The following is a 22,432-nucleotide window of genomic DNA, read 5'->3' as shown; positions in this document are numbered from 1 at the left end:
CCATCTGGACCGGCCGCAATAACGTGTCCCCAAGGACAGAGGGACCGGTCTGTACATTTGCAAGGAGCAGCGCATGAAACCCGTGAAGCTGATGCTGAGCGTCTTCCTTCCTTTGGTGCTGTTACAGGGGTGTAACAGCGAAACGAAGAATCCCTGCGGGGATCAATCCGGCAAGATCCTCGATGAAGCCAAGTGCGTCGGCCGTGAAGCCGACAGCCTGAAAGGCGCCGAAGAGGACTACTTCGCCGACATGGACTATGGGGTGTCGAAACAGCCCCATCTGCTGGTGGAACGGCTGTCGCCGTTCATTCCCGGCATCACCGAGCAGCAGGCGGTCGACGCCTTCGCCCGGGGGCGCAACAACTGGATCGTCTGGACCGCCGGCAACGACAAACTCTGGGACCAACTGTCCCGCGACAGCGTCGGCAACCTCGACTTCCTCAAGACCATCTCCAACTACCCAAGCCTGAAAGCCAACCGCGACAACCGCTGGCAGTACCTCGGCGTGGTCAACGAGCCGTGCTACACCAAGGCGCAAGGTCCGCGCGAAGACCGCCACGGCCTGTGGCTGGACAGCCGCGATCCGTCCTGTGGCGCAGACCCGTTCGAGAACGAGAGCAAATACCCGGGCGTGAAGATCGGCGCCCGCGGCAAGAACCTGCCGGTGGGCTCGTACTACGGCTACGGCACCGGCATCGTCGGCCTGCGGCTGTTCCCCAACCCGGACTTCGACGAGAAGGCGGAAAAACACTGGGACGCCAAGCGCTACTACGAAGACCCCAGCTACTACAACGACAGCAAGCTGGTGAAACCGTACCGCGTGGGCATGTCCTGCGGCTTCTGCCACGTGGGGCCGAACCCGACCAATCCGCCGGCCGACCCCGAGCGTCCAGCCTGGGCCAACCTGAGCTCCAACCCCGGGGCGCAGTACTTCTGGGTTGACCGCATCTTCATGTGGGACCAGGACCCGACCAGCTTCCCCAATCAGTTGTTCCACACTGCACGGCCGGGCGCGCTGGATACCTCGCTGGTGTCGAGTGACTACATCAACAACCCGCGCACCATGAACGCGGTCTACAACCTCAAGGCTCGGATCGAGCTGGCTGCGCACCTGGGCAAGGAGAAACTCGCCGGCGGCGACCTGAACAACCGCCAGTTCAACGATGTGCCGGGGATTCCCGCCGACAGTCCGCTGACCCAGTTCTACAAGAAACCGGACACGGTGTTCACCCCACGGGTGCTCAAGGACGGTTCCGACTCGGTCGGCGCCCTCGGTGCGCTGAACCGGGTGTTCGTCAACATCGGGCTGTTCAGTGAGGAGTGGACCACCCACTTCCGGCCGCTGATCGGGGGCAAGCCGATCACCCCGTTCCGCATCGATGTGGCGCGCAAGAACTCCTCGTACTGGAACGCCAACGAGTTGCAGACGCCCGACCTGGCGTTGTTCTTCCTGGCTTCGGCGACCCCGGACTACCTGAAGAACGCCCCCGGTGGTGCGGCGCACTTGAACGCTTCGCCGACGGAGCTGGAACGTGGCAAGGAAGTCTTCGCCGACACCTGCGCGCGCTGCCACTCCAGCAAGCTGCCGGACAAGGCCTGGGCCAAGTTCCCGGACAACGGCTGCGTCAACGGCAACTACCTGCAGTGCTGGAACGACTACTGGAGCTACAGCAAGACGCCGGAGTTCAAGAACGCGATGCGGGACATCGTCAAGAAAGACGACTTCCTCACCGACAACTTCCTCTCTACCGAACTGCGCGTGCCGGTGACGCTGCTGGAAACCAACGCCTGCAGCCCGCTGGCGACCAATGCCCTGGCGGACAACATCTGGGACAACTTCTCCTCGGAGTCGTACAAGAAGCTGCCGGGCGTCGGTTCGGTGCTGGTGCAGAACCCGTTCACCGGCGAGTCGCGCGAATACGACATGCCAGCGGGCGGACGCGGTTATACGCGGCCGGCGTCGCTGATCAGCGTCTGGTCCACCGCACCGCTGTTCCTCAACAACACCCTCGGTACGTTCAAGTGGTCGGGCAGCGTGAATGACCGCATGGCGTCCTTCGACAACTCCATCGAGATGCTGCTGTGGCCGGAAAAACGCCAGGGCAACTTCCAGGTGGTGACCCGTTCCGGCAAGACCCACCCCGGCACCGTCGATGTGACTACCGAAACCAGTTACCTGCGGGTCAACAGCGGTTACCTGCCGGGCTTCCTGCAGAAACTCGAAGGCGTGCTGAGCCGGTGGTTCCCGTGGGCGTTCGGCGATGACGGCATCCAGCTCGGGCCGATCCCGCAGGGCACACCGGTCAACCTGCTGTCCAACATCGACCTGGACAAAGGCGACCAGGTGCTCGACCTGCTGCTGAAGATCAAGCACGACCTCAAGCAACTGCCGCCCGGCGCCAGCGACGATGAAGCGCGCAAGGTGTTCAAGCGTCTGGTCAAGCCGTTGCTGGAAGTCAGCAAGTGCCCGGACTTCGTGGTGGACAAGGGGCATTACTTCGGCACCGGCTACCTCAAGGATGAGCCAGGGCTGAGTGATGAAGACAAACGGGCACTGATTGCCCTCCTGAAAACCTTCTGAGGTTGGCTGCGATGACTGACGAAATGGATTACGAATACATCGTGGTGGGATCCGGGGCAGGGGGCGGCACGGTCGCTGCCCGCCTGGCCGAACAAGGGCGCCGCGTGCTGGTGCTGGAATCCGGCAGCGACCCGGTGGCCAACGGCGGCGAGGAAGGCTTGCCGGAGCAGTACCAGGTGCCGGCGTTCCACCCGCGCTCCACCGAGAACAACGCGATGCGCTGGGACTTCTTCGTGCGCCACTACAGCAGTGACGCGCGGCAGTTGAAGGACCCCAAGTTCACCCGCGATTACGAGGGCGAGCCCGTCGACGGCGTGCTCTATCCGCGGGCCAGTTGCCTGGGCGGCTGCACCGCGCACAACGCAATGATCACGGTCTACCCGCACAACCAGGACTGGGACCATATCGCCCAGATCACCGGTGACCCGTCGTGGCAGGCCAGTGCCATGCGCGAGCATTTCGAGCGCCTGGAAAACTGCCATCACCGACCGGTCCAGCGCTTTCTCTCGTGGTTTGGCATCAACCCGTCGCGGCACGGTTACAAGGGCTGGCTACACACCGAAAAGGCCGTGCCGGAAGCGGTGATCGACGACCTGTCGCTGGTGCGTTCCATCGTCAAGTCCGCCGAACAGGCGTTCAAGACCCTGGGCGAAACGCTCAAGCGCATCGGCTGGCAATTGCAGGGGGTGGGCGATCCCAACGACTGGCGGCTGGTGCGCGACGAGGCCATCGGCCTGCGCTACCCGCCGTTGGCGACCCACAAACACCACCGTATGGGCACCCGCGAGCGGTTGCTGGATATCCAGCAACGCTTCCCCAACAACCTGCATATCGAGCTGGATGCGCTGGTGACCCGGGTGCTGCTGGATGATCAGCAGCGCGCTTATGGCGTGGAGTACATCAAGGGCGCGCGGCTGTACCGGGCTTGTACCTTGCCGCGCAATCCGGCGTCCGCCGGCGAACTGCGCCAGGTACGCGCCAGTCGCGAGGTGATCCTCGCCGGTGGCGCGTTCAACACCCCGCAGATGCTGATGCTTTCGGGCATTGGCCCGCGCGAGGTGCTGGAATCGGTCGGGGTGCCGGTGCAGGTGGAGTTGCCCGGTGTCGGGCGCAACCTGCAGGACCGCTACGAGGTCGGCGTGGTCAACCGGATGAACTTCGACGAGTGGGAAGTGCTCAAGGGCGCGCGTTACGCCAAGGGCGACCCGCAATACGAGGAGTGGGCCAAGGGCAAGCTCGGGGTGTATTCCACCAACGGCGCGGTGCTGGCGGTGATCAAGAAATCGCTCAAGCAGCGGCCATTGCCGGACCTGTTCTGCTTCTCCCTGCTGGCGCTGTTTCGCGGTTACTTCCCCGGCTATTCGAACCTGATCGTCGACAAGCTCAACTACCTGACCTGGGCGGTGCTCAAGGCACACACCAACAACACCGCCGGCTTCGTCACCCTGCGCTCGAAGGACCCGGCGGATACCCCGCTGATCAACTTCCGTTACTTCGAAGAAGGCAACGACACCAAGGGCGAGGACCTGCAATCGGTGGTGGAGGGCATCAAGTTCGTCCGGGGCCTGGCCAAGCCGCTCAAGGAGGCGAAACTGATCGCCGCCGAAGAGCTGCCGGGCGACGCCGTACAGACCGACGAGCAGCTGAAGGAGTTCGTGCAGAACCAGGCCTGGGGTCACCACGCCTCCTGCACCTGCCCGATCGGTGCGGCCAACGACCCGATGGCGGTGCTCGACAGCGCCTTCCGGGTGCGCGGCGTGAGCAACCTGCGGGTGGTGGATGCCTCGATCTTTCCGAAGATCCCGGGCTTCTTCATCGTCACCTCGATCTACGTTGCCGCGGAGAAAGCGGCCCAGGTGATTCTTGCCGATGCCGCACGCAGCCAGCCGCAGAGCGCACGCAGCGGGGCCCGTTCAGCGGCCGCCAGCAGTAGCGCGACGAGCACGGTGGAGGCGATGGTCGGCCAGAAAAACTGAACCGGTCGTGCTTTTCCGGCTTTGCCCCGGCAGGCCGGAAAAGCTGGGCTATACCTAACCCTGCTTGACCTGCCCGCCGGCCGTGCTTGGCGGGTCCCTTTCCAGTATTTCGCGGTGGCGCGGTCGAAGCAGCGTGAGGCCACCCAGGGAGCACGTTATGAAAGCCGCATCCATGATGGGTTCGCTTTGCCTGACTTCGCTGCTGTTGACCGGCTGCTCCAGCGGCCTGACCCAACCGACCGAGTATTCGGGTTTCCTCAAGGACTACAGCACGCTCAAGGAAGCCCGCTCGCCTTCCGGCGCGCCGGTGATGCGCTGGATCGACCCGCAATTGAAGGTCGGCGCCTACCATAGCGTGTATATCGAGCCGAGCCAGCTGTATCCCAAGCCGCAAGCCACGGCGCAGATTCCCCAAAGCACCTTGAACGGCATCACCACCTACTACGACCAGGCGCTCAAGCGCGAACTGGGCAAATCCCTGCCGCTGGCCAGCGCGCCGGGGCCGGGAGTGATCGTGGTGCGTCCGGCGATTACCGCCGTCAGCAGCAAGACCGAAGGGCTCAAACCCTATGAAGTGATCCCGATCGCTCTAGTGGCGGCGGCGGTGAGTACCGCCTCGGGGATTCGCGATCAGGAAACCGATATTGGCACCGAGGCGCAGTTCATCGATGGCGGCACCCAGAAGGTTGTGGCCCAGGTGGTGCGCAAAGGCACCGGCAAGCCGCTGGAAAACGATAGCCAGGTGCTCAAGCCGGATGATGTGAAGGCGGTGATCGATGGCTGGGCGGCGGATTTGCATCAGTCGTATCTGAACCTCAAAGCCAAATAAAACCGCCTGTAGGAGCGAGCTTGCTGGCGATCGCGAGCAAGCTCGCTCCTACAACGGGTGTTGTAGACTGCCTCGATTCCGCATTCCGAGGTCCTACCCCATGCCCGAGCATTTCCAGCCTGTCGACCTGAAAAAAGCCTACCGCCTGCTTAATCACGGTCCTACCGTGCTGGTATCGGCGTCCCATGACGGGGTCGATAACGTCATGGCTGCCGCTTGGGCCTGCGCGCTGGATTTCGACCCGCCCAAGGTCACCGTGGTCCTCGACAAGATCGCCAAGACCCGGCAACTGGTGGAAGGCAGCGGCTGGATGGTGCTGCACGTGCCCAATGTCGGCCAGATGAAACTGACCCATCAGGTCGGTACCCAAAGCCTCGCCGACACCCCGGACAAACTGGCGCAAGCCGGCGTCGAACTGTTCCGCGTCGACGGCTACCCGGCGCCTTTGGTGGCCGGTTGTTCGGCGTGGCTGATGTGCCGCGTCATCGATGAGCCGCACAACCAGTCCACCTATGACCTGTTCATCGCCGAAGTCGTCGCCGCCTGGGCCGACGAGCGAGTATTCCAGGATGGTCACTGGACCTTCGAAACCGCCGATCCTGCGCTGCGCAGCCTGCACTACGTCGCAGGCGGGCACTTCTACGCCATCGGCGAGGCGCTGGACGTCGAGCAACCCTGAAACGATTGCCCGCTGGTGAATTCCGGCGGGTAACCTTAAATGCTTTGTTGAAATTTCTACAACCTGTTGATATTTTTCCTGTCCATTCCCTTTGGACAGTTCGCCGTGACCGACGCCACCCACGAAGAACGCCGCTTGGTGCTGGACGTGCTGCGGGCCACGATCCGCATGCTCGGCAGCGTACTGGGCCGCAACACAGAAGTGCTGCTGCACGACCTGACGTGCCCGGAGCGTTCGGTACTCGCCATCGTTAACGGCCATATCAGCGGCCGTCAGGTCGGCAGTCCGATTCTTGCCGGCCCCAAGGATGACCGCGGTTTCGACGCGGTCTTGCAGGCCGCGTTGGAGAAGGGCAGCCAGGCGCCGGTGGTGGTGGAGAACTATCCCACCCGAGGCCGCGATGGCCGCGCGTTGCGCAGCGCCACCGTGGTGTTTCGCGATACCGCCGGCGAGCCCTACGCCAGCCTCTGCGTGAACACCGACCTCAGCGGCATCGCTGCTGCCCAGGCTTGTCTCGAACAACTGCTCGCCACCGCCGCGGAGCCGGCGCCGCCGATCACCGACACGCCGGACCTGGAACAACTGATGACCCAGATCATCGACGGCGCGCTGCAAGACGCCGGCCGCCGGGGCGTGCGCTTCGGCAAGGCGCAGAAGCTCGATGCGGTACGGCAGATGCACGACGGCGGGCTGTTTATCGTCAAAGGCGCGGTGGAGAAAGCCGCCGCCGCGCTCGGCGTCAGTCGTTACACGATCTACAACTACCTCGAAGAAATCCGTAACGGTTAAGGAGTCTCCATGCAAGTACCGCTCTATCAGGTCGATGCCTTCAGCGACCGCGCGTTCGGCGGCAACCCGGCGGCGGTCTGCCCGCTGCCGGCCTGGCTGGACGACGATACGCTGCAGCGTATCGCCGAGGAGAACAACCTGTCCGAAACCGCCTACTTCGTCGCCGAAGGTGAAGGTTACCGGCTGCGCTGGTTCACCCCGGGCGTGGAGGTCGACCTGTGTGGCCACGCCACGCTGGCGGCGGCCTGGGTGTTGTTCAACGAGCTGGGCGAACGCCGCGAGACCCTGCGTTTCTTTACCCGCAGTGGCGAGCTGCGGGTCAGCCGCAACGGCGCATTGCTGGCCATGGATTTCCCGCTCAAACAACCACAACCGCAGACCCCGCCGGCCGGACTGGCCGAAGCGCTGGGTTGCCGGATCGAGGCGCTGTACCGCTGCGACGATTACATCGTGGTGGTGGAGAACCAAGCGGTGGTGGAAGGGCTGCAACCTGACTTCGCCGCGCTGGCGCGCTATGACGTGCGTGGCGTCGCGGTGACCGCGCCGGGCAGCGACGTCGATTTCGTTTCGCGCTGGTTCGGGCCGCAGGTTGGGGTCAACGAAGACCCGGTGACCGGCTCGGCGCACACCGCGCTTGCGCCTTATTGGGCCGAACGCCTTGGCAAGCGTAGCCTGCGCGCCCGTCAGGGCGGCGCCCGGCGCGGCGAGTTGCAGTGCGACGTGCAAGACAACGGCCGGATCATCATCAGCGGCCAGGCCGCGCTCTACCTGCGCGGCACCCTTTATCTGGAGAATCGGCCATGAGCCTGCACCTGAACACACCGCTGCTGGAATCCCGCCCGCTTAGCCTGGCCAGCGGCCATGAGGTCTGGCTCAAGCTCGACGCCCTGCAACCGGCCGGCTCGTTCAAACTGCGCGGCGTTGGCCAGGCCTGCGAGCACCATGCGAAGCAAGGCAAGCGCCGCTTCATTTCGTCTTCGGGCGGCAATGCCGGCATCGCCGTCGCGTACGCGGGCCGTTGCCTGGGCCTGCCGGTCACCGTGGTGGTGCCGGAAAGCACCACCGAGCGCGCCCGACAACTGATCCGCCAGGAAGAAGCCGAAGTGATCGTCCACGGCAAGGTCTGGCACGAGGCCAATGAGCTGGCGCTGTCGCTGGTGGGCGAGGACGACGCTTTTATTCACCCGTTCGACGACCCGCTGCTCTGGTCAGGCCATGCCAGCCTGGTGGACGAAGTGGTCGCCAGTGGCTTCAAGCCGGATGCGGTGGTGTTGTCGGTGGGCGGCGGCGGACTGCTGTCCGGCGTCTGCGAGGGTCTGGAGCGCAATGGCTGGGAGGACGTGCCGGTGTTCGCCGTGGAAACCTTGGGCGCGGCGTCGCTGGCGGCGGCAATGACGCGGAAGACATGGGCGGCGCTGGACAGCATCGACAGCATCGCCACGACACTGGGCGCGAAGCAGGTTTGTCGCCAGGCGTTTGAACTGAGTCAGCGGCGGCCGATCATCAGTCATGTCGTCAGCGACGGCCAAGCTTTGGACGCCTGCGAGCGCTTTCTGCTAGACCACCGCGTGCTGGTGGAGCCGGCTTGTGGTGCCGCGCTGGCGCTGGCTTACGCACCGAGCGAAGCGTTGCGGGCGTATCACCGGGTGCTGGTGGTGGTTTGCGGTGGTGTGACCGCGACAATTGACCAGATTCGCGAGTGGCGGGCTCAGGTTGGTTGACCAGCGGAATCCGTTGCCTTGAAGGGCCGCATCGCTGCATGGGTATCTACACATCGTGCAGGCAATCGCAAAACGTCAGCCACCTGCAATCCTGTGGGAGCGGATGAATCCGCTCCCACAGTTCGCGGTGGCCTAACGCTTTTTGCTTGCCCGCGAGATGTGTAGATACCCATGCGCATCGCTGGCTTGCCAGCGATGCGGCCCGTCGGAACCCCGATCAGATTTCCCGCAGGAACGCCGACACCAACGCCAACCCTTCCTTCAGCACTTCCGCGTTATTGGCATAGCCAATACGCACATAACCCTCGATATCCAGCGCGCTGCCCGGGGTGAACATCACGCCCTTGGCGTCCAGCAAGCGCACGCAGAAATCCCGCGACGACAGGTCAGTATCGATTTTCAGCAGCGCGGTAGTACCCGCTTTCGGCCGTACATAAGAGACACGTGGTTCATTCGCCACCCAGGCGTCGAGAATTTCCAGGTTGTCGCGGGTGATCGCACGGCTGCGGGCAAGGATGTGCTCACGGTTTTCCAGGGCGATGGCGGCGAAGTGGTCGTCCAGCATGCCAACGCTGATGGTGTTGTAGTCACGGTGGATCGACACGGCGTGGATCAGTGCTTGCGGGGCAACGATCCAGCCCAGTCGCAGGCCGGCCAGGGAGTAGGTCTTGGACATGCTGGCGGTGCTGATGCCTTTTTCGTAGAGGTCGGCCACCGAGGCGGTAAAACCGTCGCCATGCTGGTCAGTGCCACGATAGACCTCGTCGCACAGCACCCAGGCATCCACCGAGCGCGCGATTTCGACGATTTGCTCCAGCAGCGCACGGTCCATCAGCGAGCCGGTCGGGTTGTTCGGGTTGTTCAGGGCGATGACGCGGGTCTTGGCGTTGACCATGCCGCGCAGTTCTTCGAGGTCCGGCAGGAAGGCGTTTTCTTCGCGCAGGCGCAGGATCGAGACATCGGCGCCGTAGCTTTCCGGGATCGAGTAATGCTGCTGGTAGGTCGGCGCTACCGACACCACGTGGTCACCGGGCTCCACCAGGGTCTCGTAGACCAGCGCGTTGGCGCCGATGGCGCCGTGGGTGACGATCACGTTTTCACGTTCCTGGTTGTCGTACAGCGAGGCGATCAGGTCACGCAGGCGGTCAGAGCCTTCAATGGCGCCGTAGGTCATCTTCATCGGCAGCAGTTCATCGAGGATGCTGTCCTGCTTGCCGGCAAACGCCAGCAACTGGCCCAGGGTGATGGACTCCACGCAGGTTTCCGCGAGGTTGTAGCGGCACTTGTTCTCGTAGGCGTTCATCCAGATTTCGACGCCGAATTCCTTGATCTTCATGGTTGCTCTCTTGTGGTTGTTGCAGGTTGATAAAAGCAGGGTTCAGGCGCGCTCGCCCAGTTCGGCGGGCAGTGCCTCGGTGTTTTCGTGGCGGGCTAGGCGGCTTTTGTATAGCGCGGTGGCGTAGTAGCCGGCATAGCACAGCGCGATGAACGGGATGCTCACGTAGAGCGCGATGCGCTGTTGCGGATCGAAGGCGATGCCGATGCAGGCCAGGGTGCAAGACAACAGCGCGCCGAGTGGTGCCCAGGGATACCAGCGCACCCGGTAACCGAGGTCTTCGAGGCGGCCACCGTCGCGCAGCCAGGCGCGGCGAAAGAGCATCTGACAGGCGGCGATGCTCAGCCACACGGCGACAATCGCGAAGCCGGCGATGGACACCAGCACCAGGTACACGGTGTCGGCAGCCCAGATGCTGCTCATCAAGGCAGCGACACCGCCGAGCATGCTGAACAGGATGGCGTTGACCGGCGTGCCGCGTCGGGTCAGGCGGGCGAACAGACGCGGCAACTGGCCCTGGTCGCCGAGGCTCCAGAGCATCCGTGCGGCGGCATAGAGGCCGGAATTGGCGGCGGAAATCAGCGCGGTGATGATCACGAAGTTCATCACATCGGCGGCGTAGGGGATGCCGATGTTACTGAACACCGTGACGAACGGGCTTTCCGAAAGCCCGGCCTGTTCACGCGGCAGCAGCAGGCAGATGACCAGGATGGTGCCGATAAAGAACAGCACCAGGCGCACGACCGTAGCACGCAGGGCGCGGGGGATGTCCCGTTGCGGATTGCGCGACTCACCGGCGGCAATGCCGATCACTTCGGTGCCGGCGAAGGCAAAGGCCACCGCCAGCAGGGCCAGGGCGATGGAGCCGAAGCCGGTCGGGAACCAGCCTTCGCGGTGGAAGTTGGCCAGGCCGGTTGTGGCCGGGTCGGTATGGCCGAGCACACCGAACACCGCGAGGGCGCCGACGATGATGAACACCAGCACGGTGATGACCTTGATCAGCGACAGCCAGAACTCGGTTTCGGCGAAAGCACGCACCGAGAACAGGTTGTTCACGGTGACCACCACCCCGAACAGCGCGGCCCAGATCCAGACCGGTACGCCCGGAATCCAGCGTTCCATCAGCACCCCGGCGCCGAGCAGTTCCGAGCCAATGGCCACGGCCCAGCTCAGCCAGTACAGCCAGGCCACTGTGTAGCCGGTGGCCGGGCCGATGAAACGACTGGCGTAGTGGCTGAACGAGCCGGTCTCGGGCATCTGCACGGCGAGTTCGCCGAGGCAGGTCATCACGCAATAGATCATCAGGGCGCCCAAGGCATAGGCGATCACCGCACCCAGCGGCCCGGCCTGGCTGACGGTGAAACCGGAGGCGAGGAACAGCCCGGTACCGATGGTCCCACCGATGGCCAGCATCACCAGGTGGCGGGTTTGCATGTCCTTGCGGAAGCCATTCCGCGCGGCTGGGGTTTCATGGGGAATTGTCATTGTTGTTGTCTCACGAGGGCGACGCTGCGCGGCGTCACATGGGTGGTGCCCGGGTGGGAAATATTTATAGCCTAAAAGTCTACGGTAGACAATCAATCTATTTAAATGGATGATTCTTCCCGCCGGCTGACGTCCAGCCGTGCGTTTCCATGAACAAGGAGCGGCACTGTCATGACTATCAAACGCCTGCTGACCGACGCGCGCATGAGCGCCATCGTCAAGCACGAAGGCACGGTTTACCTGGCCGGCGAGGTGGCCAACGATCTGGAAGGGGGGATTGCGAGCCAGACCCGCGAGACGTTGCGCAATATCGAGAGCCTGTTGGCGCAAGCGGGCACGGACAAAACCCGGATTCTCTCGGCGACGATTTATCTACGGGATATCGACGCGGACTTTGCCGCGATGAACAGCGTCTGGGATGAGTGGCTGCCGCTGGGCAGCGCGCCGGCACGGGCGACGGTGCAAGCGACGCTGTGCGATCCGCGCATGCGGGTGGAAATCAGCGTGATTGCCGCGGCGAACGGCTGACCGGCGAGGGAGGGCGGCGTGCTGTCCACGGGGCAGCACGCAGAAACAGATTCAGGCGTGTGGCTACGCCAGGCCACGCTCGCCAACGGGAGCATCGCGCAGCGCCTTGACCCACTTGTAGACCGTTGCCCGGCCCATTGTCAGCACGTTGGCCACATAGTCGGCGGCACTGCGTCCTTCGAACGCGCCTTCGGCGAACAACGCCGCGATCAGCGCGCGTTTGTCTTTCATGCTCAGGGTATTCAGCGACAGTTGCCGTTCGGCCATCCACGCGTGCAGGAAGGTGTTGATGCGCTCCTGCCAGTCATCGCGGAACAGCGCTTCGGGCTGCGGAATCAGGCGACTGACCTGGAAGAACGCGTTCAGCGCTTCGCGGGCCTGGTCGAGCATCGAGAAATTGATATTGATGCACAGCAGCGCCTCGGGCTGATCCTGGTCATCGCGCAGCACGCTGGTGATGGAGCGGATCTTCTGGCCGTTCCAGTTGAGCTTTTCATAGGGGCCGAGGCTGGAAACCTGATCGAAGTCGCCGGGCAACTCGTCCAGCGCCGAGTCGTCACCCAGGGTGCGCTTGGAGAAGTTGTTGGCGATGTGCACCACGGTCTGGCTGTGCAGATCGTGGACGATGACTTCGGCATGGGGGAAGAGCAGGGTGGCGATGCAGTCGGCGATGGTCTTGTAGTTGTCCAGTTTCTTCATGGTTGACGGCAGCGTCCTTGGGGTTGGATCGGGCAGTGGCGGGCATGATAGCAGTTGGTGTGCCGTCGGGCTCGCCACCCCCCGGGGTTGGCCGGTCAGGCCGGGCGCTTATTCACCGTAGACATCGAAATCGAAATAGCGCGCGTTGATGGCCTGGTAGGTGCCATTGGCCCGCAGTTGCTCCAGGGCCTGGTTGAACTGCCCGGACAATGCCTCATCGCCCTTGCGCACGGCGATGCCGATGCCGTCGCCGAAGTATTTCGGGTCGGTAAGTTTCGGCCCGACGAAGGCGAACGTCTCGCCGATGGGCTTTTTCAGGAAGGTCTGGTCGAGGATCACATCGTCGGCCAGGGCGCCATCCAGGCGTCCGGCCTGCAGGTCGAGGTACACCTCATTCTGCGAACCGTAACGCACCACTTCGACGCCCTTGTCTTGCAGCTCAGCGCTGGCGAAACGGTCGTGGATGCTGGCGCGCTGTACGCCGATGCGCTTGCCTTGCAGTCCGGAAAGGTCATCGCCGACCACCGCGCCGCGCTTCATCACCAGCCGCGCGGCACTACGGTAGTAAGGGCGCGTGAAGTCCACGGCCTTGCGGCGGTCGTCGGTGATCGACAGCGAGGCGAGGATGGCGTCGACCTTGCGCACCTTGAGCGATGGAATCAGCCCGTCGTATTCCTGCTCGACCCATGTGCACTTCACCTGCATCTGCGCGCACAGCGCGTTGCCGATGTCGTAGTCGAAGCCGGCGAGTTCGCCGTCGCTCTGTTTATAGGCGAAGGGCGGGTATGCAGCCTCGATGCCGATCTTCAGGACCTTGTCCGCGGCCTGGGCGCCGGACAGGGAAAAGCCCAGCAGCAGGGTGCCGATCATCAATACGGGTTTCATGAACGCTATACCTCGGTGTTGTTGTAGTGAGGGGGAAAGCGGTGGTGCGTTGGCGGGGACCGTTCAGATCCCCATCAGCTTGCCGGTCTGGCGACCGGGCAACGGAGTGGTGCCGGCGAGCATGCCGATCTTCTGGCCGCTGCGTGCCAGCTTGATGTGATGACGTGCGACCAGAATGCCGTCGACGTCACTGGTCACGGCCTGGCGCGCCGCGCCGGGGGCGAGGTCCAGAGCGACGATCTCGGCGATGAGTTCGCCACGGGTTACGGGTTCGCCAATGCGTTTCTTCCAGGCGACGATGCCGGTACCCGGCGCTTTGAGGTGACTGACGCCTTCCAGCGGATAAACCTGGACCCGTTCGTGGCACAGCGGCTTGGCGGGCTCGCCGCTGATCAGGCCTTCGTGCAGCAGAAAATCGAGAATGCCCTGGGCGTCCTCGGCGGCGATATCGTCTTCCACATCGGCTTGGCCGCGCAGCTCCAGGGTGGCGGAAAAGCCCAGGTGAGCGGTGTCCACCAGCGCCCGGCGGTGCAGCGTCTTCCAGGCCTTGGCGTAAGCCTCGTCCAGCGGGAAACCACCGGCTTCGTCTTCGAGGAACACCGCCTCGACGCCCGTTGCCGCGGCAAGGTCAAGGGCGCGCTGGCGCTGATCGCGGTTGGCGTAGATGTGCAGGATGCTGGAGGTGTCGCAGTGCAGGTCGAGCAGGATGTCGTGGTTCAGCGCTTCCTGCAGCAGCCAGAACTTGTTGGCCTGTACAGCTTCAAGGGGTGGCGGCATGTCCATCGCGGCGGCGAAGAGCGTCTTGAACATGGCGACGTCATTTTTCTCGAGCGCACATTGGTCGATTGCCTGTTCGAGCGAGCCGGTGATGTCGGGGAAATTGCGATTGAAGTTCTCGCCGTTGGCGAGGTTGTAGCGCCCCGGCATCTGCCCGAACACCTGCTGGCCGAGGCCCACCGGGTTGGCGAAAGGCACGATGACGATCGTGCCGTCGAGACGGCCTTCGGCTTCCAGCGCTACCAGTCGCGACAACAAATGCTGAATCACCAGCAGGCCGGGGTGTTCGTCCGCATGCAGGCCGGCCTGGATATAGGCGCTGCGCCTGCCGCTGCCGAAGCGGTGTTTCAACAGACGGTGTTCGGTGCCAGGCGTGAGGGAGGGCAGGCGGATGGCTTCGCTGGTTGGCATGAAGATCAGCTCATGTGTGGAATATAAATCCACAGTAGACTTTTATAGTCTCTCGCACAAGCACTGCTTCAGTCTCCAGGCGCCTGAAAAAAAGATGAACCTCTTTCAGCGCCGCTTGCTCAGATCAGTGAGTGATACGCAGATCTGGAACTGACAAGAGGATTCAATGATGAACACACTGTTGCGTAGTGCAGGTTTCGCTCTGGCATTCACCCTGGCGGGCGCCGTGCATGCGGCCCAGGACGCCGATGATTTCGTCGAGGACGCCTCGGCCAAGGGCATCGCGGAAGTGGAGGCGGCGAGGCTGGCGGAAGAGAAGGGCACAGCCAGCGACGTGAAGACGTTCGCGGCGATGATGGTCAAGGACCACACCCAGGCCAACGACAAACTCAAGGCACTGGCAGCGAGCAAGAAACTCGAAGTCTCCAGCGATGCCGACCTCATCGACAAAGCCAAGGCGATGATCCTGGAACTGCGCGGAGCCAAGTCGTTTGACCAGGCCTACGCCAACAACCAGGTCAACGCCCACGAAGCGGCGGTCAAACTGTTTACCAACTACGCCAAGGACGGCAAGGATGCGGAGCTGCGCACCTATGCCGAGCAGACCTTGCCGACCCTGAAAACCCATCTGCAGAAAGCCCGGGAACTGGCGGCGGCCCATGGCGGCAGTTCGGTCGATCCGCATGCCACCACCCGTGACGCCACCGACCCGGTGGTCCCCGGCCCTAACGGCGTTCCGGTGACCCCGAAAGATCACGCTGAAACCAAGCCCTGAGTAACGGCCGAGCGGGGCGCCATTGCGATGGCCCCCGCAGGTTCTACGGGGCGCTGCAGAAAGGATCGGCGGGTTGCGGCAGCCCATCCGCACTGATCGGGTATAGCACCCGCCAGCCATCAGGCCCGAACGCCATCAGATAGCTCTGACAATTGCCAAACGGCACCGCCACATCCTGCTGGCGAAACGCGCGCATCCGCGCGGGTGTTGCTGCCTCATCGCCATAGAGAACCAGCCATGCCACGGCACGAATGAACTGGCCGTGACTGACCACCAGAATATCCTCGGCCTCATGCCGGGCCAGCCGGTCCAGCAGGACTTGGGCGCGGTCCAGCAACTGGCGGAAAGACTCCGCATCCTCACCATCCCGAAATGCCGCATCGCCTTGAGCCCAGTAGCCATCGGCCTGAGGTTTGCGCTGCGCCTGAGTGCTGCCATTGAAGCGGCGCGGGCTGAGGTAGGTGAACTCCTCGACGGGCCAGGTTGCAGTTGGCACATCCGGGAATCGCTGGATGATGGGCTGGGCGGTCAGGCGTGCACGGTCGAAGGGCGAGTAGACGATCAGTTCTGGCGCGGAGTCGAGCGAAGCAGCGAGCGCGGCAGCCTGTTGGTGGCCTTTTTCGGTCAGCGGGATAGTGTCTGGATCCGTGGTGACGAGGCCGGCGTTGGCGGCGCTTTCGGCGTGGCGAATCAGGCGGACGTGTTTGCTGTTAAGGATGGCGCTCATGTTTCCGGGGCTCTAATTGTCTTCTGGGCCAGTGCTTCGCGAGCAAGCTCGCTCCTACAGGGCCGGGGTGAAGTTCAAGTCACTGTAGGAGCGAGCTTGCTCGCGAAGCCCTGCCCAAGTTCATCGTAGGAGGAACTTCATAGTTCAAGTATCAGGTTTCCTTCCATTGTTCATGGTTCTCACCGGTAGCGGTGCCCGGCGGGCGCATGATTATATTTCCCCAGGCGCCAATAAACGCGAAACCAACAAAACCTCCAAGGCTGCCTCACTGTTTCCCCCTATTTCTTGAATGCTGCCCCAACCAATAAACGTTTGATAAAAAACAGGTGCTGCTATGAATGGCAAAGTTCTGCTGGCTCTCGTTTGCGGTGGATTTCTCTCGGGCAATGGATTTGCTGCAGATTCGGTAACCGTTATTTCCTACGGTGGGGCGAGCAAGGAGGCTCAGGTCGGGGCCTTTTACAAGCCCTTCGAGCGTCACTCCAGAAAGAAGGTGGTGGCCGGCGAGTGGAACGGTGAAATGGCCAAGCTCAAAGCCATGGTCAGCACCAACAGTACGTCCTGGGATGTGCTGGATGTCGAGGATACGGACCTGGCTCGTGGTTGTGAGGAAGGCTTGTTCGAGAAGTTGGACCATGACCGCCTCGGCATCAAGGACCCGCTGGTCGAGGGCACTCGCAGCGAATGCGGGCTAGGGATCTTCGTCTGGTCGAATGTGCTGGCGTACAACGCCGACAAACTCAAGGAAGCGCCACAGGGCTGGAGCGATTTCTGGGACCTCAAGAAGTTTCCGGGCAAATGCAGCCTGCGCAAGTCAGCGCGGGGCTCGCTTGAGTTCGCGCTGATGGCCGATGGCGTTCCGCCTGCCGAGGTGTACACGCTGCTCGCCACACCGGCGGGCGTCGACCGGGCCTTTGCCAAGCTGGACCAGATCAAGTCCAGCATCCAGTGGTGGGAAGCGGGCGCCCAGCCGCCGCAATACCTGATGGCCGGTGATGTGGTGATGAGTTCGGCGTACAACGGTCGCATTCATGCCGCCAAGACCAGCGGCGCGAATTTGCAGGTGGTCTGGTCCGGCAACCTCTATCAGTTCGATGATTGGGCCATTCCCAAAGGCACGCCGAACCTGGATGCGGCCTACGACTTCATCGCCTTCTCCATGCGCCCCGAGCAGCAAAAACTCTACACCGAGAAAATGGCCTACGGCCCGTCCAACACGGCGGCTGCGGCATTGCTCAGCAAGGATCTGGAGGCAGACCTGCCGACCAATCCGGCCAATATGAAGAACGCCCTGCAAATGGATGTGAATTTCTGGCTGGATCATGGCGAAGCGCTGGAGGAGCGCTTCATGGCCTGGTCCAGTCGCTGAAACCACGCAGGTTTTCCCTCGGCCGAAAGGCCCGTCGATGGCGCCTTTCGGGGCGCCATCGGCGTTTTTGGCCAGGCGATACACTCCTTCTTGAAGTAGGTAGTTAGACAGGGTTATTCGTTGCTGGCAGTCGTAGAGCGATGCCGGGCTGGCGCCCTAAAGTACCGGCCTATCGACGCGACCGTGCTGATGACCGAGAAGGCTTCGCCCCATGACAAAGAACAATTCCATCCCCCTTGACCTCAATGTCCTGCTCAACCTGCGCCAGAAGCTGGAGGCGGAAACGACGGCGGAAATTCGCTTCGATGCCGCGACACGCGCTGTGTACGCGTCCGAAGCCTCCAACTACCGGCAATTACCCATCGGCGTGGTGATTCCGCGAACCCTTCAGGACATCGTCACCACGGTCGCCCTTTGCAAGAGCGCGGGGCTGCCGTTGCTGCCTCGTGGCGCGGGCACCTCCATGTGCGGGCAAGCGGTGAACGCGGCCGTGGTGATCGATGCTTCGAAGTACCTGCACGGGATAGCCTTCATCGACGCCGAACGGCGACTTGCGCGGGTGCAGCCGGGCGTTATCTGCGACCAGCTCAAGGATGAGGCGGCGAAAGTCGGGCTGACCTTCGGTCCCGATCCCGCAACCCATAGCCGTTGCACCCTGGGCGGCATGATCGGCAACAACTCCTGCGGCGCGCACTCGGTGATGGCGGGCAAGACGGTCGAGAATATCGAGCGTCTGGAGGTGCTGACCTATGACGGCGAGCGCTTCTGGGTCGGTCCCACGGATGACGACACTTTCCGTGAACACCTCCAGGCGGGCGGGCAACGCGCGGCAATCGTCCAGGGTCTCAAGGACCTGGTGGACCGCTACGAAGACGAGATTCGCCAAGGCTTCCCGAAACTCAAGCGCCGTGTCTCGGGTTACAACCTGGATCAGCTCCTGCCGGAAAATGGCTTCAATATCGCCCGGGCCCTGGTGGGCGTGGAGGGCACCTGCGTCACCGTCCTGCAGGCGGAAACCTTGCTGGTGAAGAACCCGACGCACCGTGTCCTGGTGGTGCTCGGTTACGCGGAAATCTACGAAGCTGCGGATTCGGTCCCGCAATTGCTCCCCCTGAACCCAATCGCGATGGAAGGGCTCGATGACGGCATCATCGGCGGCCTGAAAGAACGCGGCATGAAGCTCGCCGATATCGCCGAACTGCCCGCCGGCAACGCCTGGCTGATGATCGAGTTTGGCGCCTTGTCCAGCGAAGAGGCCACCGCGCTGGCCCGTCGGGCGGTGGGCATCGCGCCGCTATTGCCCGGCCAGCCCAGCGCTCGACTGGTGACGGACAAGGGGCTGATGAACCGGATCTGGACCATTCGCGAAACCGGGGCCTCCGCGACTTCCCTGGGACTGGACCCCAACGCACCGGACCCGGTGGTCGGCTGGGAAGACGCGGCCGTCGAGCCGGAGCATCTGGGTAAATACCTGCGGGAATTCAGGGCGCTGGTCGGGCGGTACGGTTACAAGACCAACCTGTACGGCCACTTCGGCGACGGCTGTATTCATTCGCGGATTACCTTCGACCTCAAATCCGCCAGCGGCGTGCAGGACTGGCGTGCCTTCCTTGATGAAGCGGCACGGCTGGTGGTGCGTTACGGCGGCTCGTTGTCCGGCGAACATGGTGATGGTCAGGCCAAGGGTGAGTACCTGCACATCATGTACCCGCCGGCGATCATGCAGGCCTTCGCCGAATTCAAGGCCCTGTGGGATCCGCTCAACCGGATGAACCCGGGCAAGCTCATTCATGCAATGCCGGTTGATGCCAACCTGCGCATGGGCCCTGACTACAGCCGCCGCGAGGTCGAAAGCCAGTTCACCTACGATGCGCGACTGGGGAACAAGGGGCTGGCCCGCGAGTCGGAGCGTTGCATTGGCATGGGCAAATGCCGCTCGCTGGACGGTGGCACCATGTGCCCGAGTTTCCGCGCGACCCGCGAAGAGAAGTATTCCACCCGAGGCCGCGCCCGGTTGTTCTTCGAATTGCTCAAGGGCGAGGTGATCGAGGACGGCTGGCAGAGCGAGGAGGTCAAGGACTCCCTCGATCTGTGCCTGAGCTGCAAGGGCTGCAAGACGGATTGCCCGACCAATGTGAACATCGCCCGCTACAAGACCGAGTTCCTCAACCGTTACTACGCGGATAAACGCCGCCCGGTCATGGATGCAATGATCGGCCGCATCGGCGAGTGGCTGCCCCATGCCACCAGGTTGTCTCCGGTGCTGAACTACGCCATGGGCAATCCGCTGGTGCGCACGGCGGGCGCCTGGTTCGGGCTGGCAAGGGATGCGAAATTCCCGAAGATCGCGCCGCAAAGCTTCCGCTCCGGCGTAACAGCACAACGCATTCTGAAGAGCGACGGCAGCCGCCGTGGCACCGACGTGCTGCTGTGGGTGGACAGCTTCAATAACGGTTTCACCCCCAGCGTGCTGGAAGCCGGCGTGCAGGTATTGGAGCGACTTGGCTTCAGCGTGAAGCTGATGAAGCGCCACGTTTGCTGCGGCCGCCCTTATTACGACGTGGGCATGATCGATCAGGCCAAGGCCAATCTCGCGCAGATCCTCGACCAGTTGGCGCCGGTACTGGAAGAGAACATGCCGGTGCTTGTGCTCGAACCGAGTTGCCTGTCGGTGTTCCGGGACGAAATGCCGGGGCTGTTCCCGGACGATGTGCGGGCGCAGAAGCTGGAAAAGTCGATCATGACCCTCAGCGAGTTCATCCGCAGCCGCGCCCTGGAACTGCCGGCGATCGACGCGGACGTGCGGATCCACGGGCACTGCCATCAGAAATCCTGCGGCGGAATGGGTGCCGAACAAGGGGTGCTGGAGAAGCTCGGCGGCAAGGGGCAGGTGATTCAGGCCGGCTGCTGCGGTGTCGCGGGCGCCTACGCCTATCATTCCAAAACGGCCCCGATTGCCAAAGTGATTGGCGAACAGGAGTTCAAGCCGCATCTCGAGCGGATTCCCGAGGAAACCCCGGTGGTGGCCGACGGATTCAGTTGCCGGGGACAGATTCGTAATGTCAGTGGCCGCGAAGCGATGCATCTGGCCGAATATCTGGCAAAGGTTCTTGCCTAGCGTTTCATGACAGGGCATATGGCTGCTATGGTCGCTCCACGACAGGCCGCCTTCTGCTGCGCTTTCGATACACCTTCAGGAAAGCTGGACAATGAAGCTCGACGTCGCGATTGAACATACGGTGCTGCGCGAAGCCACGGTGGTTGCCGGGGCAGGGGCGATGGACCGGGAAATCACCTGGGTGCATATCGTCGATCACCCGGAAATCACCAACTGGCTCAAACCCGGTGAGCTGCTGCTGACCACCGGTTACAACTGGCCGGAGGCGGATGAAGACTCCCGCGACATGGTGCGCCGCCTCAGCGAGATCGGTCTGGCCGGCGTGGTGCTGGCGGTTCCGCACTTTCGCGAGCACTTCACCCAGGCGGCCATCGACGAGGCCAACCGTTGCAACCTGCCGTTGCTGGAACTGCCCTGGGAGATCCAGTTCAGCGAGATCATGCACGACGTGCTGGCCCGCATCATCAATATCCAGGCGGAAACCATCCGCCGCTCGGACCTGATCCATCGCACGCTGACCGAAGCTGCGCTGGAGATGAACAACCTCGAAGGTCTCGCCAGGGCGCTGCATGCTGCCCTGGACAAGACGGCCACGGTGGTTTCCGTCGATGGCACGCTGCTCGGCAGTTCCGACCCGCAGGCCCGCGAGGACTACGAGCGCGAAGTGATTCGCGACCTTACCGCGCACAGCAGTCTTGCCGAGTTGTTCAAGGACAACGCCCCGGTGGTCTTGCCGGGCGGTTCACGGCTGGGTGCTTCACGACTGGGCGGCGCGATCAAGCTGCGCGGCGAGATTGCCGCCGTGGTGTGGCTGGAGGGTGAAACCGATCAATTCGGCGAACTCGACACCCGGGCCCTGGAGCATTCGGTGGTCATCGCCGCCTTGCACCTGGCTTACCAGCGGCAGTTGTCCGATCAGGAAACCCGCCTCGGTCATGCCTTCGTCGCCGGTCTGCTGGAAGGCAAGTTTTCCGCGACGCCCAGCGCCATCGAGCGCGCCCGGGCTTCCGGCTGGAGCGAGAGTCGCAGTTACCGGGTCTGTCTGGTGCTGGTCAACGAGCCCATTCCGCTGTCCATCGAGGGTTTCAATCGCCGCGCGAAACTGGCTGACCGAATCGCCTCGGCGATGCAGACATTCAGTGTCGCGCCGCTGATTTCGGTGTCCCTGAACCAGATCAGCTTCCTGCTGCCTGCCGAAGTCGCTCCCGAGTCGGTCTGGAAAACCATCCGCACCGAGGGCAGTGCGCTGGCAGTGAGTCGGGTTCATCGCGGCGTGGATGGAATGGCGCTGGGCTCCGAGGATGTTGCGGCGCTGCTTCCGTTGTTGCGGCCGGGGAAACTCCATGACTTCGATGAAGTGCTTTTCCCCCGGGCCCTGATGGGCGACGCCGATGCCCGGCGGTTGTTGCTGGAGCGGATGATTGTGCCGCTGGAACACCCCAAGCGTGGCAACTCGCTCACCGATACGGCGTTGTGCCTGGCGCGCGAGGGCTTTCAGTTGCTCAACACGGCGAAGGCGCTGGATATTCATATCAGCACCTTGCGCTATCGGGTCGAGCGCATTGAAAGCCTTCTCGGGATTTCCCTGGATAACCCGGAAGATCGTTTCAAGCTGCAAGTCGCGGCGCAGATGCACAGGTTGGTCTGCGAGGAGTTCTGAACCGTTCCGCCCTTGAGAAACGTCGCGCCCAGAAGGCCCGCCTGGTAGTAACCGGCGGGCTTTTTCACGTTCCCTGTTCGGGGTTGT

18 protein-coding genes are annotated in these 22,432 nt (G+C 62.9%); 12 read left to right on the top strand and 6 right to left on the bottom strand.

Translation table 11 applies throughout. The features are described 5' to 3' along the window. The first annotated feature begins 73 nt into the window (after positions 1–73). The 7 genes from DM374_RS15520 (at position 74) to DM374_RS15490 (ending at position 8,575) form a co-directional block, all read left to right on the top strand. Entirely contained in the window at positions 74–2,581 is a 2,508-nt protein-coding gene (locus tag DM374_RS15520) for a hypothetical protein (RefSeq protein ID WP_110970654.1), read from the top strand. An 11-nt stretch (positions 2,582–2,592) separates the two neighbouring features. Beyond that, positions 2,593–4,557, top strand: coding sequence for a GMC family oxidoreductase (locus DM374_RS15515; RefSeq protein WP_110970653.1), 1,965 nt, complete (start codon positions 2,593–2,595; stop codon positions 4,555–4,557). A gap of 157 nt (positions 4,558–4,714) precedes the next feature. Further along, positions 4,715–5,386 carry a DUF3313 domain-containing protein gene (locus DM374_RS15510; protein WP_110970652.1) on the top strand — a complete coding sequence of 224 codons (672 nt, stop codon included), beginning with the start codon at positions 4,715–4,717 and terminating at the stop codon, positions 5,384–5,386. 100 nt (positions 5,387–5,486) lie between these two features. Further along, positions 5,487–6,065, top strand: coding sequence for a flavin reductase family protein (locus tag DM374_RS15505; protein WP_110970651.1), 579 nt, complete (start codon positions 5,487–5,489; stop codon positions 6,063–6,065). A 105-nt stretch (positions 6,066–6,170) separates the two neighbouring features. After that, positions 6,171–6,854, top strand: a complete 684-nt coding sequence (locus DM374_RS15500; protein WP_225422512.1) for a helix-turn-helix transcriptional regulator — start codon at positions 6,171–6,173, stop codon at positions 6,852–6,854. 9 nt (positions 6,855–6,863) lie between these two features. After that, positions 6,864–7,658: a PhzF family phenazine biosynthesis protein gene (locus tag DM374_RS15495; RefSeq protein WP_110970650.1), complete on the top strand. Its 795-nt coding sequence runs from the start codon at positions 6,864–6,866 to the stop codon at positions 7,656–7,658. Continuing rightward, positions 7,655–8,575: a pyridoxal-phosphate dependent enzyme gene (locus DM374_RS15490; RefSeq protein WP_110970649.1), complete on the top strand. Its 921-nt coding sequence runs from the start codon at positions 7,655–7,657 to the stop codon at positions 8,573–8,575. The genes DM374_RS15495 and DM374_RS15490 overlap by 4 nt, the downstream gene beginning before the upstream one ends. 217 nt (positions 8,576–8,792) lie before the next feature. On the opposite strand, the gene DM374_RS15485 is transcribed toward DM374_RS15490, so the two are convergent. Continuing rightward, on the bottom strand, positions 8,793–9,911 hold the full coding sequence (locus DM374_RS15485) for an aminotransferase (protein ID WP_110970648.1): 1,119 nt from the start codon (positions 9,909–9,911) through the stop codon (positions 8,793–8,795). Between the two features lie 42 nt (positions 9,912–9,953). Further along, entirely contained in the window at positions 9,954–11,396 is a 1,443-nt protein-coding gene (locus tag DM374_RS15480; protein ID WP_110970647.1) for an amino acid permease, read from the bottom strand. Positions 11,397–11,567: 171 nt separating this feature from the next. Here DM374_RS15480 and DM374_RS15475 point away from each other — a divergent pair, with 171 nt between their 5' ends. Further along, positions 11,568–11,924: a RidA family protein gene (locus DM374_RS15475; protein ID WP_110970646.1), complete on the top strand. Its 357-nt coding sequence runs from the start codon at positions 11,568–11,570 to the stop codon at positions 11,922–11,924. Positions 11,925–11,987: 63 nt separating this feature from the next. Here the strand turns inward: DM374_RS15475 and DM374_RS15470 are convergent, their stop codons facing one another. From DM374_RS15470 to DM374_RS15460, 3 genes are all read right to left on the bottom strand, one after another. Then, positions 11,988–12,623 carry a helix-turn-helix transcriptional regulator gene (locus DM374_RS15470; RefSeq protein WP_110970645.1) on the bottom strand — a complete coding sequence of 212 codons (636 nt, stop codon included), beginning with the start codon at positions 12,621–12,623 and terminating at the stop codon, positions 11,988–11,990. Positions 12,624–12,731: 108 nt separating this feature from the next. After that, the gene (locus tag DM374_RS15465; RefSeq protein ID WP_110970644.1) at positions 12,732–13,508 is read right to left on the bottom strand and encodes an ABC transporter substrate-binding protein; all 777 of its coding nucleotides are present in this window, start codon (positions 13,506–13,508) and stop codon (positions 12,732–12,734) included. A gap of 63 nt (positions 13,509–13,571) precedes the next feature. After that, positions 13,572–14,696 carry a succinylglutamate desuccinylase/aspartoacylase family protein gene (locus tag DM374_RS15460; RefSeq protein ID WP_110970643.1) on the bottom strand — a complete coding sequence of 375 codons (1,125 nt, stop codon included), beginning with the start codon at positions 14,694–14,696 and terminating at the stop codon, positions 13,572–13,574. A 169-nt stretch (positions 14,697–14,865) separates the two neighbouring features. On the opposite strand from DM374_RS15460, the gene DM374_RS15455 reads away from it, so the two are divergent. Beyond that, positions 14,866–15,471: a DUF4142 domain-containing protein gene (locus DM374_RS15455; protein ID WP_110970664.1), complete on the top strand. Its 606-nt coding sequence runs from the start codon at positions 14,866–14,868 to the stop codon at positions 15,469–15,471. A 43-nt stretch (positions 15,472–15,514) separates the two neighbouring features. Here the strand turns inward: DM374_RS15455 and DM374_RS15450 are convergent, their stop codons facing one another. After that, complete coding sequence (locus tag DM374_RS15450; protein WP_110970642.1) at positions 15,515–16,198, bottom strand: histidine phosphatase family protein; 684 nt, start codon at positions 16,196–16,198, stop codon at positions 15,515–15,517. A gap of 334 nt (positions 16,199–16,532) precedes the next feature. Between DM374_RS15450 and DM374_RS15445 the strand changes: the two genes are divergently transcribed. The 3 genes from DM374_RS15445 to DM374_RS15435 all read left to right on the top strand — a co-directional run bounded on the left by DM374_RS15445 (position 16,533) and on the right by DM374_RS15435 (position 22,345). Continuing rightward, positions 16,533–17,567 carry an ABC transporter substrate-binding protein gene (locus tag DM374_RS15445; protein WP_110970641.1) on the top strand — a complete coding sequence of 345 codons (1,035 nt, stop codon included), beginning with the start codon at positions 16,533–16,535 and terminating at the stop codon, positions 17,565–17,567. 211 nt (positions 17,568–17,778) lie between these two features. Beyond that, positions 17,779–20,685: an FAD-binding and (Fe-S)-binding domain-containing protein gene (locus DM374_RS15440; RefSeq protein ID WP_110970640.1), complete on the top strand. Its 2,907-nt coding sequence runs from the start codon at positions 17,779–17,781 to the stop codon at positions 20,683–20,685. A gap of 91 nt (positions 20,686–20,776) precedes the next feature. Continuing rightward, on the top strand, positions 20,777–22,345 hold the full coding sequence (locus DM374_RS15435; RefSeq protein WP_110970639.1) for a PucR family transcriptional regulator: 1,569 nt from the start codon (positions 20,777–20,779) through the stop codon (positions 22,343–22,345). The last annotated feature ends 87 nt before the right edge of the window (positions 22,346–22,432 follow it).

This window comes from Pseudomonas huaxiensis, from assembly GCF_003231275.1.
GTDB classification, from domain to species: domain Bacteria; phylum Pseudomonadota; class Gammaproteobacteria; order Pseudomonadales; family Pseudomonadaceae; genus Aquipseudomonas; species Aquipseudomonas huaxiensis.
This window is presented reverse-complemented; position numbering and strand designations above follow the sequence as displayed.